13 protein-coding genes are annotated in these 14627 nt (G+C 36.9%); all 13 read left to right on the forward strand.

Going from position 1 to position 14627, the window contains the following annotated elements; translation table 11 throughout:
- The first annotated feature begins 3 nt into the window (after nt 1–3).
- The 13 genes from FXW34_RS06590 to FXW34_RS06650 all read left to right on the forward strand — a co-directional run bounded on the left by FXW34_RS06590 (nt 4) and on the right by FXW34_RS06650 (nt 14297).
- Nucleotides 4–1119 carry a glycosyltransferase gene (locus FXW34_RS06590; RefSeq protein WP_147533176.1) on the forward strand — a complete coding sequence of 372 codons (1116 nt, stop codon included), beginning with the start codon at nt 4–6 and terminating at the stop codon, nt 1117–1119.
- Entirely contained in the window at nt 1113–2189 is a 1077-nt protein-coding gene (locus FXW34_RS06595; RefSeq protein WP_147533177.1) for a glycosyltransferase family 2 protein, read from the forward strand. The genes FXW34_RS06590 and FXW34_RS06595 overlap by 7 nt, the downstream gene beginning before the upstream one ends.
- A complete protein-coding gene (locus FXW34_RS06600) occupies nt 2190–3197 on the forward strand; it encodes a glycosyltransferase family 2 protein (protein ID WP_147533178.1) in 1008 nt (335 codons plus the stop codon). It abuts the gene before it with no gap.
- Between the two features lie 26 nt (nt 3198–3223).
- On the forward strand, nt 3224–4762 hold the full coding sequence (locus tag FXW34_RS06605) for a lipopolysaccharide biosynthesis protein (RefSeq protein ID WP_147533179.1): 1539 nt from the start codon (nt 3224–3226) through the stop codon (nt 4760–4762).
- A gap of 33 nt (nt 4763–4795) precedes the next feature.
- The gene (locus tag FXW34_RS06610) at nt 4796–5401 is read left to right on the forward strand and encodes a sugar transferase (protein WP_147533180.1); all 606 of its coding nucleotides are present in this window, start codon (nt 4796–4798) and stop codon (nt 5399–5401) included.
- A gap of 36 nt (nt 5402–5437) precedes the next feature.
- On the forward strand, nt 5438–6574 hold the full coding sequence (locus FXW34_RS06615) for a polysaccharide deacetylase family protein (RefSeq protein ID WP_147533181.1): 1137 nt from the start codon (nt 5438–5440) through the stop codon (nt 6572–6574).
- A gap of 14 nt (nt 6575–6588) precedes the next feature.
- Nucleotides 6589–7938, forward strand: coding sequence for a glycosyl hydrolase family 28-related protein (locus FXW34_RS06620; protein WP_187118860.1), 1350 nt, complete (start codon nt 6589–6591; stop codon nt 7936–7938).
- A gap of 34 nt (nt 7939–7972) precedes the next feature.
- Nucleotides 7973–9067, forward strand: coding sequence for an acyltransferase family protein (locus tag FXW34_RS06625; protein ID WP_147533183.1), 1095 nt, complete (start codon nt 7973–7975; stop codon nt 9065–9067).
- A 124-nt stretch (nt 9068–9191) separates the two neighbouring features.
- Nucleotides 9192–10094 carry a beta-1,6-N-acetylglucosaminyltransferase gene (locus FXW34_RS06630; protein ID WP_147533184.1) on the forward strand — a complete coding sequence of 301 codons (903 nt, stop codon included), beginning with the start codon at nt 9192–9194 and terminating at the stop codon, nt 10092–10094.
- The gene (locus tag FXW34_RS06635; RefSeq protein ID WP_147533185.1) at nt 10091–11317 is read left to right on the forward strand and encodes a DegT/DnrJ/EryC1/StrS family aminotransferase; all 1227 of its coding nucleotides are present in this window, start codon (nt 10091–10093) and stop codon (nt 11315–11317) included. The genes FXW34_RS06630 and FXW34_RS06635 overlap by 4 nt, the downstream gene beginning before the upstream one ends.
- Before the next feature lie 82 nt (nt 11318–11399).
- On the forward strand, nt 11400–12710 hold the full coding sequence (locus FXW34_RS06640) for a type III PLP-dependent enzyme domain-containing protein (protein WP_246140902.1): 1311 nt from the start codon (nt 11400–11402) through the stop codon (nt 12708–12710).
- A gap of 17 nt (nt 12711–12727) precedes the next feature.
- Entirely contained in the window at nt 12728–13687 is a 960-nt protein-coding gene (locus FXW34_RS06645; protein ID WP_147533186.1) for an ATP-grasp domain-containing protein, read from the forward strand.
- A 28-nt stretch (nt 13688–13715) separates the two neighbouring features.
- The gene (locus FXW34_RS06650; RefSeq protein WP_147533187.1) at nt 13716–14297 is read left to right on the forward strand and encodes a hypothetical protein; all 582 of its coding nucleotides are present in this window, start codon (nt 13716–13718) and stop codon (nt 14295–14297) included.
- Nucleotides 14298–14627: the final 330 nt, after the last annotated feature.

The following is a 14627-nucleotide window of genomic DNA, read 5'->3' on the forward strand; positions in this document are numbered from 1 at the left end:
TGGATGAAGAAGATTCTATTTGTTATTGATCGTATGGTCATCGGAGGCGCAGAGAAAGTGTTAATCGATATCGTTAACCATCTTCCGGAGAATCAATATGATATTACTGTTTTTTCGTTGTTTGCTGGAGGTGAATTATCAAACCAGTTTCGGAAAGGTGTTCACCATTATAGCTGGTTTGATAGACAGTATAAAGGAATATACAGAGTCATCCGTTATTTAAATCCCGAAAAAATCTATCGTAAATATATTCAAGATAGCTATGATATTGAAATTGCCTTCAAAACAGGAATGCCGGAGAAAATTATCGCTGCCTCACCTAACAAAAATTCTAAGAAAATCGCCTGGATTCATGGTGATATGGAACATCAAAATTTTGGTCTTGAAAGTCATCGAACAAAAGCAAAGCAACGTGAATGTTATCTGAAGTTTGATGAGATTATTGCAGTTTCACAAAAATGCAAGCGGAGCTTTCAACAAATCGTTGGGGATTTCAATAATGTAAAGGTCATCTATAACGGTGTCAATATTGAAAAAATCAACATATTGGCGCAAGAAATGCTAGAACTGCCAAAAGAGACAGATGTACTGAACTTTATTTCTGTAGTACGTTTGCACCATGATAAGGGAGTAGACCGGATGATTTTAGCGATTGAAAACCTGGTTAAACAAGGTGTCACCGGTTTCAAGGTTTGGGTAGTTGGAGATGGAGATTTAAGGAACTTTCTGCAAAATATGATTACCGAAAAAGGATTGGACTCGTACATTGTTCTGTTAGGATGGCGAATTAATCCTTATAAGTATATACATCATAGCGATGTGTTTATTTTACCATCAAGATCGGAACCATTTGGTATTTCTGTCATTGAAGCTATGAATTTAGGCTTGCCTGTCATTAGCACTAAATGTGGAGGTGCTGAAGAGATTATTGGTAATGATGAGTATGGAAGATTAGTAGAAAACAGCGTTGACGGTATATATTTCGGCATGAAACAGGCGATTGTTGATTTCAAAAGAAAAAAAGCGGTTGACTCTAAAAAAAGTCTAGAAAGAGGGACGGACTTCAGTATTCAAGCGATGATAAAAAATGTAGAGGAGGGAATATTGTCAAAATGGTAGACGAAGCTTTAGTTAGTATAGTGATGCCAATTTATAATGCTGAAAAATATCTTACTGTATCTGTAAACAGCGTGTTAAATCAATCGTATCGAAACATCGAATTGATTTTAATTAATGATGGTTCAGAGGATGATAGTGCCGCTATGTGCGATGGATTTGCGAAACGGGACAGGAGAATTCGTGTTTATCATAGTGAAAATAATGGGCCTGGAGCAGCAAGAAATTTAGGTATCTCTTTGGCAAACGGAAATTATATTCAATTTATTGATAGCGATGATTATATTGAAAGAGATATGGTTAAGCAGATGGTAAACTCACTGAAAAAAAGGTCTGCTGACTTAGCTGTGTGTGGGATGAGGAGGGTACATCCTGAAGAAAATGGTCAGGAGCTCTTCTTTATTCCTAAAAAATTATCATATTACCATGAAATAAAGAAGGATTTTATTCAACTGCTTAAGCAAGGATTAGCCTATTCACCCTGTAATAAACTGTACAAAAAAAGCATTATTGATAACCATAACATTCGGTTTGATCCTGACATATTAAATGGTGAAGATGCGATTTTCAATATTGATTACCTGTTACATTGTCAGAAAGTGAAGATACTTGATTGTGCCTTTTATGTCTATTATCAAAGATCTGGCAGTCTAACTCATCATTATTATAAAGATAAAGAAAAAGCACAATTATTACTATTTAATAAACTAAGCAAATATTTATCAATGAATATACCGAATGAAATACAAAAGGAATTCAATGCTTATTATTTAATGGAATTTAGCTATGTTATTTTTCAAACTAGCACAAGCGTAAGGAGCGTTAGTGAGTTACTTGGTGCAATAAAGCATACGAGGAAGTTTGTTAAAACTCCAGAGTTTTCAAATGTATTAACTAATACATATTCATATAGTTGGATTCAAAGATTGGTATTGTTTTTAGCAAAGTTTAAAGGTGAATCGCTAATTGTGTTAATTTTTTACGTATATAACAAGTTAAGGAACCGCAGTTATATGAGCTCCTTTATTGAATTAATGGCACTCCGAGAGCTCACGTCTTTGGGAGGAATATAATTGTGTAGGCTGTCAGTTATTATCCCGGTTTATAATGTGGAGAATTTTTTAGGTACTTGTTTAGATTCTGTATTAAATCAATCATTTGCTGACTTCGAAGTGATATTAATTAATGATGGTTCAATGGATGCCTCTGGAGAAATTTGTAATAGCTATGCTAAAGAAGATAGGCGAATAAAGGTTTTTCATCTGAAAAATTCAGGACCATCCGTAGCAAGAAATTTTGGGTTGAAGCAAGCTATTGGTGAATATCTCATGTTTATTGATAGTGATGATTACATTATTCAAGATACCTTTAGCTTGTTAATTGATACGGCTGAGAAAAATCAAGCAAGTCTGGTCGTCTACCCCTACTATGAGAAAAATGGGGACCAACTTATGTATCGAAAGGTAACGGAATGCTTCTATAACGAAATAGAGGGGAAAAGAGCGTTTTTAAAACACGTTTGGCTTGAGGATGAGTGGCTTGCCTCATTAGTCAATAAGCTCTACCGGACTGAAGTTATCAGAAACAATGGTTTATTTTTCATAGAAGAGTTTCATATTGCTGAAGATTATTTATTTAATTTAAGGTATGTCGATGCTGCAGAAAGTGCGATTAGCATCAATGTCCCGATGTACTATTATATTCGGCACGAGTCAAGCGTTTCTTCGAGGATCATATATAACAAATATGATATTGCCCTCACCTTGTATCGTGAATCCATGCAACTACTTATGAAATACAAACTGACGGACTCAAAGGCTATAGGCAAAATTTACGCTGAATTTGCCACCCACTTAGTTCGTGCTTTATACGAGCCAACGAGGCAGGGCTTCCAAGCTTCTATTTTTCATAAATTGGATGAAATAAGAAGATATATGAACTGCCGGGAAGCACGCTCACTCTTTGTAGCACGAATTGACCTTTCATCCTTCAACCAGTTCGCAATTTTTTGCTTGAAAAATAAACAAAGCCTACTATATTATTTTGTTTTTAAACTATTAAATATGCACAAGGGGTTGTAGTTAATCTCTATGAAAAGGGACTTTTAATGAGAAGTATAAATTCAATAAAAAACATAGCTGTTAGTATTTTGTTACAACTGGTGATTATTCTCCTTGGATTTATGTCGAGGAAGGTGTTTCTTGATAGCCTCGGTACGGAATACCTTGGAGTTAATGGTGTACTCACCAATATTATCGCGATTCTTTCGCTGGTCGAAGCTGGAATTAGCGGCAGTCTAACCTACAATTTGTATAAACCTTTGGCAGAAAATAATCGTGAAAAAATTATTGCTCTTGTGCAGTTGTATAAACAAGTATACAGGGTGCTAGCATTCATCATTTTTGTTGTAAGCTTGGCGATTTATCCAATACTTGATCATTTATTAAAGGGTAGTGAATCTGTATCGTTCTTAAAGCTAGCCTTTTTCATTTTTGTGTTAAAAAATATCGTTTACTACTTTTATGAGCATAAAGTGGCCATTTTTGTTGCTGATCAAAAGGAATATATCTTGACGCGAATCTATACGATTTTTCATGTCATTGCAACGCTGGCTAAAATGTTGATTTTAATCCTAACAAAGGATTTTATTCTGTTTTTAATCATCGAGTTAATAACGAATACTCTGCAATGCTTCATAAACAATCGCGTTGTGGCTAAACGTTATCCATACTTATTTACGAAGAAAAGATACCAACTTGAAAAGCAAGAAAAGGCTGGTTTAATCACTCAGATTAAGGCGTTATTTTTACACAAAGTGGGGACATATTTTATTTATGGAACTGACAATATGATTATTTCGTATTTTTTAGGGGTTGGAACAGTTGGGCTTTATGCCAATTATTTAATGTTAATTGGACAGGTTGGAGCTTTGTTTACGCCGATATTAGGAGGAATGACGGCGAGCGTTGCCAATGTGATTACCATCGAAGGCAAAGACAAACAGTATTCAGTCTTTAATATGGTGTATTTAATTAATTTCTGGTTATATTCTATCGGTATTATATTCCTGTATAACCTGTTAGAGCCTTTTATCAATTGGTGGCTTGGTGACGGCTATTTACTGGACCACCTCACCTTTATCATTTTGTTGGTGAATTTTTATTTAACCGGAATGAGAGCTTGTATTACAACCTTTAAAGAAGGTGGAGGCATCTTCGTGCTCGACAAATATACTCCGATAATTGAAGCTGGTTTGAATGTTGGGATATCGATGATATTAGTTCATTATTTAGGCCTTGCAGGAATTTTTCTTGGTACGACAATAAGCTTACTAGCAGTTTTTTGGTACCCTCCGAGATTAGTGTTCAAAAACATATTTGGGCAAAAGGTCAGTACTTACTTTTGGAAATATGGTTTTTATAGTTTACTAGCGGTGGTGACGTGTGTGGTCACTACGCTCTTGATAGATCATCTGTTTAGTGGAAATAGCTTATTGATTTTAGTTGGCAAAGGTTTAGTTTGTTTGTTTGTTCCAAATTTAGTCTATTTGCTCGTATTCTTTAAACGTCCAGAATTTCAATATTTGAAGGATATTATTGGAAATATCTTATTGTCGATAAAGTTGAAAGTTGCACCCTCCAAATAAATGTAAAGGGTGTTTTTGTGTTGAGGTGGAAAAATGAAAAGAATATTTGACTTAATCGTTGCGTGTGCAGGGATTACATTATTATCACCAATTATTTTATTAACTGCGCTGTTAATCAGACTGAAGCTTGGGTCACCGATATTGTTTAAACAGGAACGACCTGGTTTGCAAGGGAAAATATTTACCCTTTATAAGTTTCGGACAATGACTGATGAACGTGATGAAAAAGGTGAACTACTGCCGGATCATCTTCGTTTAACTGGTTTTGGGAAGCTGCTTCGAAAATTAAGCTTAGATGAATTTCCTCAGCTCTTAAATGTGGTCAAGGGTGAAATGAGTTTAGTAGGTCCAAGACCATTGTTAGTGGAGTATTTGCCATTGTATTCGTCACAGCAGCAAAAGCGACACAATGTCCCCCCAGGCATTACCGGATGGGCTCAAGTTAACGGACGTAATGCCATTACATGGGAGGAAAGGTTTGAGCTTGATGTTTGGTACGTGGAAAACCAAAGCTTCTGGCTTGATATGAAAATATTGTTTCTGACGTTCAAAAAAGTCATTATGTCAGATGGTGTTAGCCATCAAGATTACGTCACAATGCCCGATTTTGAGGGGAATTCACTAAAAAAATCAAATTAAATTAATAAAATTAATGTAAGAAGTGAGGATTTAGTTATGTTGCAGCTATTACCACGAATCCGAGAAAGCAAGCTTTTCAAGCCACTTCGTTCAATGAAAACACAGTATATAGCCAAGCAGTACTGGAAAGGAGTTATTCAAAAGTTAAAGTCACAAAATCAATCCAACCGTAAATCAAGTCCATTTCGGCCAGGAATCGCCTTTTCCTTTGATGATAGTTTTCGAGTCCATGATTGGTTTCAGTACGGTAAAGACTTATTTGGCTATTATGATGTGAAGGTAACCTTTAATATTAACGCATTTCACCATTTTGAAGGACAGCGGAAACACAACCAAGCTGAGATTGATATGCTCTTAGAGCTGCAGGCCGACGGACATGAAATTGCTCACCATGGCTATTCCCATCAAAATGCTAAAGAGTTTGCGGATGAGCATGGATGTCGCAAGTGGATTGAAGCTGAGATTGAACCATTGTTTGACTGGATGGATCAGCAATCTCATTCCATAACGAAAGAGAAGTTCAAAATGCCGGTTAGCTTTGCATACCCTTATACCCTTTATTCACAAGCAACAAATGCTGCGTTAGTGCCAGCTTATTTTAAAGTGGTCCGAGGCGGCTTTGATCGTTATGACTTGCCAAGCCATGATATTTCCGGATATGTTCCCTCTATATGCATTGACCAAAAGGAACTGTTTGATTTTTCCTATTTTAAACAAGCGATGAAGCTAGCTAAAGAAACGGGGACAAATTTAATCATTATGTGTCATTCAATATTGCCTAATGAAGTAAACTGGGATGATTTTGGCTGGGGAGAAGAGGCGCAGCTGCCTGGTCAATATCGAACTGCACCTAAATTGCTACAGGCGATTATAAAAGAAGCGAGAAAGCTTGATATGGCATTTTATACAACTGCAGAATTAGCAGGGATTGCCACATTTATTGATCGTAATCTAGAAGCTTATCTTCGCAACGAAGTGCTAAAAACTTCTGAAAAATGGATTAAGATTGTTGATTTGCATCATGTTAAAGAACTCGACCTGCGTCACTGTCACATTACTAATTTAGATGGTATACAGTACTTTATCAATCTCGAGAAATTGTATTTGGGTAATCATCACATTAATGACCTCAGCTTATTGAACAGATTACCTAAATTGTCAACCATCTTATGAATAGGAAGTATTTAATGGTCTGGATTTTCGTAATTGCAATAGGCGTGGTTGTGGGATGGCGAACACTAAGTATGGAAAATGGCAAGACAGCCTCCGACTTCGTTGTAGATGTGAAGGATTATGGTGCGGTTGGTGATGGAGTTAGTGATGATACAAAAGCCTTTCAAACAGCGATTGATGACGTAAAGAAGCATGGTGGAGGAACCGTATTTGTACCTTCTGGAACTTACAGTCTTCAGCCGGTTTTTCTAAAGAATCATGTTCATTTGCGGGGCGAAGACCGTGATAAGTCGATTCTTAAGCTTGCTGATGATGCTCCTGATGATTACACACGTTTACTCACCACTGCAAACAACACGAGTATTCAATCACTAACCTTCGATGGAAATTATCAAAAGCATCCAAATGGTATCGAGCATATGCATTGTATTTTCGTCTTTGATCATAAAAATGTCTTGATCAATAACAATAAAATCATGAATGCGGTTGGCGATGGTATTTCGGTGTCTGGGACTAGCAAAACTAGTAAAAACATCACGATTACCAACAATATTGTTGAGGAAAATCAACGTTCGCAAATTGTGATTGAGCAAGTGAATCAATTGCAGGTTAACAACAATGTGCTTCGCTCTAAAACCGCTCGACCAGCGCTTCATTTCGAGCCATGGGAAAAACAGCAATATGAGAATGCGCAAATTAGTAGTAATACGATTGAATCGAATGTTGAAGGCTATTGCGTTCTCCTTTCAGGTGCCGATTCGGAGTTAGCTGGAGAGGGTGAGCTTGGTTATTTTTTTAATGACATAGAGTTTAAGCAAAATAAAGTTGATTGTCCTCTAGGGGCTTTGCTAGTGATGGATACAAAAAATGCGAAGCTAATTGATAATGAGCTTAAAGTGTCAGAGATTCATGTTTGGCGTAAAAATCAGCAGGTGAACATTGTACGGAATACAATTAACTCCGTTAACGGAATTCGGCTTGAAGGGGGAAAGGATGGTGAGTTAATCTCAAACGGAACAAACATCTCTCATAATATAATTATAGCCTCCAATGATGGAGTAAATATCCACGCAGGTGCCAGCAATACAAATATTATTAGTAACCATTTTACTGGTTCGAAACAAGCAACAGGGGTCGCGCTTTTTGCATCGGATCATATTACAAATACGATCATTTCTAAGAACACCTTTCAGCACTATCGCTGGGGTGTTTTATTAGATTACGACAATTATAGTGATTCTGAAATTCAAGGTGTGATCATTTCTGGTAACAGGTTTGATAGTATAAACAAAGCGATTGAGCAAACGGTGCGAAACAGCAATCGCCTTAAAGACCTGGTCATTTCGAAAAATCACTATTACTAGCTTCACATTTTACTAAAAAGGAGATTTTCGCAATATGAAGGATCAAATGAAGAGAAAGCATTTAAACTTGATCCAATTTTCTCGGGCGCTCGTCCCGCTTTTCGTCCTTTTATTCCACGCCGAAGCATTTATGCATGTCTATTTCGATTATGATTTTTTGAAATTGCAGGATGTGTCAAAATCAGGGGGAGTTTACTATTTCTTTGCACTGTCAGGCTTTATGATTTTTTACATTTACCAGGGGGATTTTGGGAACCCAAAGAGATGGAAGTTTTTTCTGCATAGCAGGTTTATTAGAATCTATCCAATCTATTGGATATTATCGCTATGTATCCTTCCGGTATATATTCTCTTTCCGAGCTTCGGCCAAGGAAACGAATCTCAGCTCAATACGATTATTACCTCGCTTCTATTGTTTCCTAACGAAAACGAACCGATTTTAAGTGTCGCCTGGTCATTAGTTCATACGGTGTTTTTTTATCTAATATTTTCGGTTGTATTTATGAAAAATAAAACAATCACAACGGTTATCCTAATGACTTGGGCTATTGTTTCGCTTGGATTCAGCACCGATATTTTTATTTCAGCCAATTACTATGTAAACTTTTTGTTCAATGGAAATAATTTGGTGTTTTTATTGGGGGTCTTATGCGCTTATGCAGTGAGAAGAATTAAACTCCAAATGATCATAGCCTGGTTGCTGGTTGCAATAGGAATGATGGGGTTTCCATTCGCCTGGTTTAATACGCAATTTGAAATATTTCATCTCAGTCTACAACTCATAACGAGTCTTGCATCTGGTTTTATCATTTTTGGTTTATCAGCGATTGACCTTCAAGCTGAAGTCAATATTCCAGTATTTGCAAAATACCTTAGCGACGCCTCTTTTTCGATTTATCTTAGTCATTTTTTAATCATGTCAGGACTATGTAAATTTTTTAGTATAACAAATGTTTTAACGAATCACTACTTTATCATTAGTATTCTCTTAATCGTTCTAGCAACTGGCGGTGGTTGTTTAGTTTATTCATTTTTGGAAAAGCCATTAAATCGTAAAATAAAGGATTTAAACATAAAAAGGACCTTAGGTTCAGATGGTAATAAATTACAGATGGTAGAAAAGTCCTGATGATAGTCGAAAAGACCTGAAAAACAATTGACTTGTTCTTTATAGAGAACTATAATTACGATAAGTGTTTCTTAAAGTGAACAAAATTACTTTTTAGATTGTCATTTTTAAAGGGGATAAGGAAATGAATTCGACTCCGCGGACAGCTTATATTTTACAAATTCATAAAAATCCAGATCAGGTAAATAGGTTCATAAAACAACTGATCACTACAGAACATGCTGATGTTTTTGTTCATATTGATAAAAAAAACACAAAAATAATTAGCGGAAAAATAATGAAGCATCCACAGGTGAAAATTCTACCAATTAGCATCAATTGTGAGTGGGGGGACATCAGTCAGGTGGACACGACCATTCTATTGCTGAGAGAGGTACTGGCTTCTAAAAATGATTATGATTTTGTTGCCTTGAGAAGTGGACAGGATTTAATCGTTAAAGAAGGTTTTAAGCAGTTTTTAACGGAAAATACCGATAGAATTTTTTTACACTATAAAAAGGTAAGCGATGAAAACCTTGGCTTTATGAAAATAAATTGGCCTAGTTTTGCCAGAAAGCGCTACACGAGTAAGCATCCAATCAGAGTCTATCGACGGGTGTTACTGAATTGTTATAAAAGGGGAATTAATTTAGCACCAAATCATAACCATTGGCCGAAGGATTATTCATTTTATAAGGGATCACAGTGGTTTACGATTCCATTTCCAGTTGCAAAATACATGATTGATTTCATAGATAAAAATCCATGGTACTATCGTTTTTTTGAAAAAACTTTGGTTCCTGACGAAAGCTTTTTCCACACATTAATACTAAATTCACCTTATAAAGCAAATGTCGTTAATACAAATTTAATGTTTCTCAAATGGGGAGAAACATTAAGTGAGCGAAATTCTCCGCAAAATCTTACTAATGAAGATGTTTCGTTGATTGAAGCGTCCAATGAATTTTTTGCACGAAAATTTGACGAGGCTATTGATGGTAATGTTATAGAGTATTTCATCAAAAAGGTGGGAGGTGCAACAAAATGAAAAATGAGGAAAAAATCTTCCTGTCTTTGCCGCATATGAGCGGAAAAGAGCTTGCATATATAACCGAAGCATTTGAAACAAACTGGGTTGCACCTTTAGGACCAAATGTTGATCGATTTGAAAAGGAAATTGCTGATTATGTGGGTGTAGGAAACGCAATTGCTTTAAGCTCTGGTACGGCTGCAATTCACCTCGCTTTACGACTCCTTGATGTAAAGCAAGGCGATACAGTGTTTTGCTCCACGCTAACGTTTATTGCTAGCGCTAATCCAATTTTATACGAGGGAGCAAAGCCGATATTCATTGATTCTGAGCCTGATACATGGAATATGTCTCCCCAGGCATTGAAAGTAGCGTTAAGGGAGGCGGCGAAAAAAGGCAGCTTGCCAAAGGCAGTCATCGTTGTTCATCTATACGGGCAGTGTGCCAAAATGGATGAAATTATTAACCTTTGCAATCAATATCAGATTCCAGTCATTGAGGATGCGGCAGAATCGCTCGGTGCATTGTATAAAGGTAAAGCAAGCGGAACAATCGGTCACTTTGGAATTTACTCCTTTAATGGCAATAAAATTATTACAGCATCAAGTGGTGGTATGCTCGTTTCCAATAACCAAGCTGCGATAAAAAAAGCAGGTTTTCTGGCTACTCAGGCGAAGGATGACGCGCCATATTACCAACACTCGCAAATGGGTTTTAATTATCGGATGAGTAATATTTTAGCTGGCATCGGCCGGGCCCAATTAGAAGTGCTGGATGAAAGGGTTTCTGCAAGAAGAGCAATTTTTCAAAGATATTTTCAGCATTTATCACATATGCCTGGAATAACGTTTATGGGTGAACTGGAAAAAACAAAATCAAACCGCTGGTTAACGGTTATGTTAGTAGATGAAGAAAAATCTGGTCGTTCAGTAACGTCATTAATCAAGTATTTAACAAATGAAAATATAGAAGCAAGGCATGTGTGGAAGCCACTGCATTTGCAACCATTATTTCAAGATGCGCCGTACTACCCTCATAGTGAAACAGAGCATGTTGCCGAAAGATTATTTCGCAACGGTATCTGCCTCCCTTCTGGTTCTGGGATGTCAGAAGAGCAACAAATGAGTGTAATAAATTGCATTAAAGAATTCTTTATTTCAAAACCAATTCAAGAAAGTAGAAAAATAGAATTATCATCAAACCAAGCAGAAAAATCATACCAGTATAAGCTATTGGGGTGACTGAAAAGTGTATTGCTATGTCCAAAAACTAGTAGAAAAGACACGGTTATAAAAGACCTAACCTAAAAAGGGGGGAATAGGCTTGGTCAAGTCAACTGGTGTTGAAGGAGGCCTTACGGTGCAACAGAATCCGCTTGATGACTTCTTATCGGATCATAAAAAAATGACGGAACTGGAACATCAATTTGGTTCATCCTTTTACTTATTTAACACAGAGCAATTGCGGATGAATTATCATAAGATTGAAAGCGCCTTTAAAAGTAGATACAGTAATTTCATCATTGGCTATTCATATAAGACAAACTACTTGCCATATTTATGCAAGGTGTTATCAAAGCTTGGTGCATATGCTGAGGTTGTGTCTCGGCTTGAGTATGATTTGGCTTTGAAAATCGGAGAGAATCCAAAGCGGATTATCTTCAATGGACCATTAAAAAGCCGCGATGATATTTTTTATGCCATTGACAATGGCAGCTTGCTCAATCTTGATTCACTTTATGAGATAAAGTTCGTTGAGGAATATGCAAAGCAGTATCCTAAGCGTGATATTAAGATTGGCTTACGGCTAAACTTCGATATCTCAGAAAATGGAGTGAGTCCACTTCAGGAAGGGTATCCAATAAGTCGCTTCGGAATTTGTGTTGAGAGTGGGACACTTCATCAAGCTATTACCGAACTTTCAGCCTATAAAAATATAAAAATAGTGGGTTTGCATGGTCATTTTTCAACAAAAAAAAGAAATATCGAAGCCTATCAAAAAATTACTGAAACACTTTGCAAGATTGGAAAACGGTATATAGAGGAGTCGCTCGAGTATATCGATATCGGTGGTGGAATATATGGTGAGGTTCCGAAATCATTTAATCTAAACACACCAAGTTTTGATGATTATGCGACAGTTGTCTGCGAGATAATGAATCGAGAATTTGCACATTGGACGAACAAACCAGCCTTAATTTTAGAGCCAGGTATTTCGATGGTAGCTAATACATTCCAATTTGTTGCGAAAGTGATTGAAACGAAAACGATTCGTGGTCAGAATTTTGTGTTGGTCGACGGTAGTGTACATAATATTAAACCAACAATGCACAAGAATAATTTACCGATGAGAATCACAAGTCAATATCCAAGCTCCACAAAAGCTACAGTTTTCCATGTCGTTGGTTATACATGTATGGAAAAGGATTACTTAGCTCACGAAGTCGTGGCAGAATTACCGCAAATAAATGATTTTCTGATTTTTGATAATGTCGGTGCTTATACGATCGTCTTTAATCCTCCTTTTATAAAAGAAAGACCCGGTATTGTTGCAGTGGATGAGGATGAGTTTATGATCGTACGGAAGAAAGAAACATTGAAGCAATTTGTTAATGAAGAAATCTATACTTTTTAAAGTGAGGTTGAGTATATTTGAATATATTAATCTGCAGTGTCGGCCGACGTGTTAAATTAATTGAATATTTCAAAAATGAACTAATGTTGGTAGGCGGAAAAATTGTTGCCGTTGACTGTGACCCAACTGCGCCAGCCTTGTACCATGCGGATTGTTTCGAAGTTGTGCCCCGTATTGATCATCCAGACTATATTCATGAAATAAAAGAAATATGCAAGAAGCACCGTATTGATGGGATATTATCGTTGATTGATCCAGAATTAAGCTTGCTTGCCAGCGTGAAGGCTGAGCTGGCACAAGAAGGGGTTAATGTAATTGTCTCCGGGCAAACAGTGGTCGATCTTTGCTACGATAAATACGAGACAGCGAAATTTTTACAAGAACACAATCTTCCAGCCGTGCCAACTTATGTCGATATAAATGAAGTCATTACTGATATAAATGAAGGAAGACTGAAGTTTCCCTTAATAGTAAAACCGAGATTTGGCAGTGCGAGCATCGGAATCCATAAGGTTACAGCTTTAAGGGAGCTAAAGGTTTTCCAAAATGACGAGCAAGTATGGATTGTACAGCCGTTCATCAATGGAGAAGAAATCGGCTGCGATTGCTATGTTGATTTATTATCTGAGCAAACGACGAACATTTTTATGAAAAAGAAGATTCGAATGAGGGCTGGTGAAACCGATAAATCAATTGCCATCAAAGACTCTAGCTTAAAAATGATGATAGAAAGGCTGATTGCTGTCCTTAAACCACTGGGGCCCATCGACATTGATTGCTTTAAAACAGAGTCGGGCTACAATATCTCAGAAATCAATCCAAGATTTGGTGGAGGTTATCTCCATGCACATGAAATGGGTCAAAACTTCGTAAAAAACATCATTAGAAATTTGAAAGGCGAGCAGAATGAAAAGAACCACGAGGACTACAAAGAAGGAAGCACACTAATAAAATTCGACCACTTCATCGTTATATAGAGTCTTTAATTTACCTAGAGTGGAAATGATGGCTCTAGGTAAATTAAAACGGAAAATGAATTTACCTAGAGTGGAAATGACGGCTCCAGGTAAATTAAAACGCAAAATGAATTTACCTAGAGTGGAAATGCTAGCTCCAGGTAAATTAAAACGCAAAATGAATTTACCTAGAGTGGAAATTAGGGCTCCAGGTAAATTAAAATGCAAATTGAATTTACCTAGAGTGGAAATTAGGGCTCCAGGTAAATTAAAATGCAAATTGAATTTACCTAGAGTGGAAATGACGGCTCCAGGTAAATTAAAACGCAAAATGAATTTACCTAGAGTGCCAATTAGGGCTCCAGGTAAATTAAAATGCAAAATGAATTTACCTAGAGTGGAAATGCTAGCTCCAGGTAAATTAAAATGCAAAATGAATTTACCTAGAGTGCCAATTACGGCTCCAGGTAAATTAAAATGCAAAATGAATTTACCTAGAGTGCCAATTACGGCTCCAGGTAAATTAAAACGGAAAATGAATTTACCTAGAGTGGAAATTCTAGCTCCAGGTAAATTAAAACTCGAAATAAATTTACACATTCCATATTCCACTTTTTATCCCTCTCATTGACATTATTTAACGAAACATCCACCGTCAAAAATACCCGTAAAAATGATAAGATAGAGACATTGCTTAATTCGAAAAAAGAAGAATAGACTTTTTACAAGAGCAGTGGCTAGCTCCAGCGGCTAGGGGCTCGGGTCACAAGCGTGTCTAGCTTCAGCGGCTAGGAGCTCATGTCATAAGCCAAATCCCTCCAGAGACTTCAGTCTCTTGCGTGATTCGTCTTATGCCAACCGCTCCTGAACAAGCCACTTCCGCTTTTCGTACAATCCCTTCCAGAAATCAGGATTTCCTGCAGGGCTCGTCTTGTTCCTGTCGTCCCTGGGCAAGCCGCTT

Origin of the sequence: Bacillus marasmi, from assembly GCF_902168435.1 — a bacterium.
In the GTDB taxonomy this organism is placed as follows: Bacteria; Bacillota; Bacilli; order Bacillales; family Cytobacillaceae; genus Bacillus_BU; species Bacillus_BU marasmi.

Coding starts and splice junctions, on each gene's coding strand:
- FXW34_RS06590 (WP_147533176.1), top strand. CDS start 4: ATGAAGAAGATTCTATTTGTTATTGATCGTATGGTCATCGGAGGCGCA.
- FXW34_RS06595 (WP_147533177.1), top strand. CDS start 1,113: ATGGTAGACGAAGCTTTAGTTAGTATAGTGATGCCAATTTATAATGCT.
- FXW34_RS06605 (WP_147533179.1), top strand. CDS start 3,224: ATGAGAAGTATAAATTCAATAAAAAACATAGCTGTTAGTATTTTGTTA.
- FXW34_RS06610 (WP_147533180.1), top strand. CDS start 4,796: ATGAAAAGAATATTTGACTTAATCGTTGCGTGTGCAGGGATTACATTA.
- FXW34_RS06615 (WP_147533181.1), top strand. CDS start 5,438: ATGTTGCAGCTATTACCACGAATCCGAGAAAGCAAGCTTTTCAAGCCA.
- FXW34_RS06620 (WP_187118860.1), top strand. CDS start 6,589: ATGGTCTGGATTTTCGTAATTGCAATAGGCGTGGTTGTGGGATGGCGA.
- FXW34_RS06625 (WP_147533183.1), top strand. CDS start 7,973: ATGAAGGATCAAATGAAGAGAAAGCATTTAAACTTGATCCAATTTTCT.
- FXW34_RS06630 (WP_147533184.1), top strand. CDS start 9,192: ATGAATTCGACTCCGCGGACAGCTTATATTTTACAAATTCATAAAAAT.
- FXW34_RS06635 (WP_147533185.1), top strand. CDS start 10,091: ATGAAAAATGAGGAAAAAATCTTCCTGTCTTTGCCGCATATGAGCGGA.
- FXW34_RS06650 (WP_147533187.1), top strand. CDS start 13,716: ATGGCTCTAGGTAAATTAAAACGGAAAATGAATTTACCTAGAGTGGAA.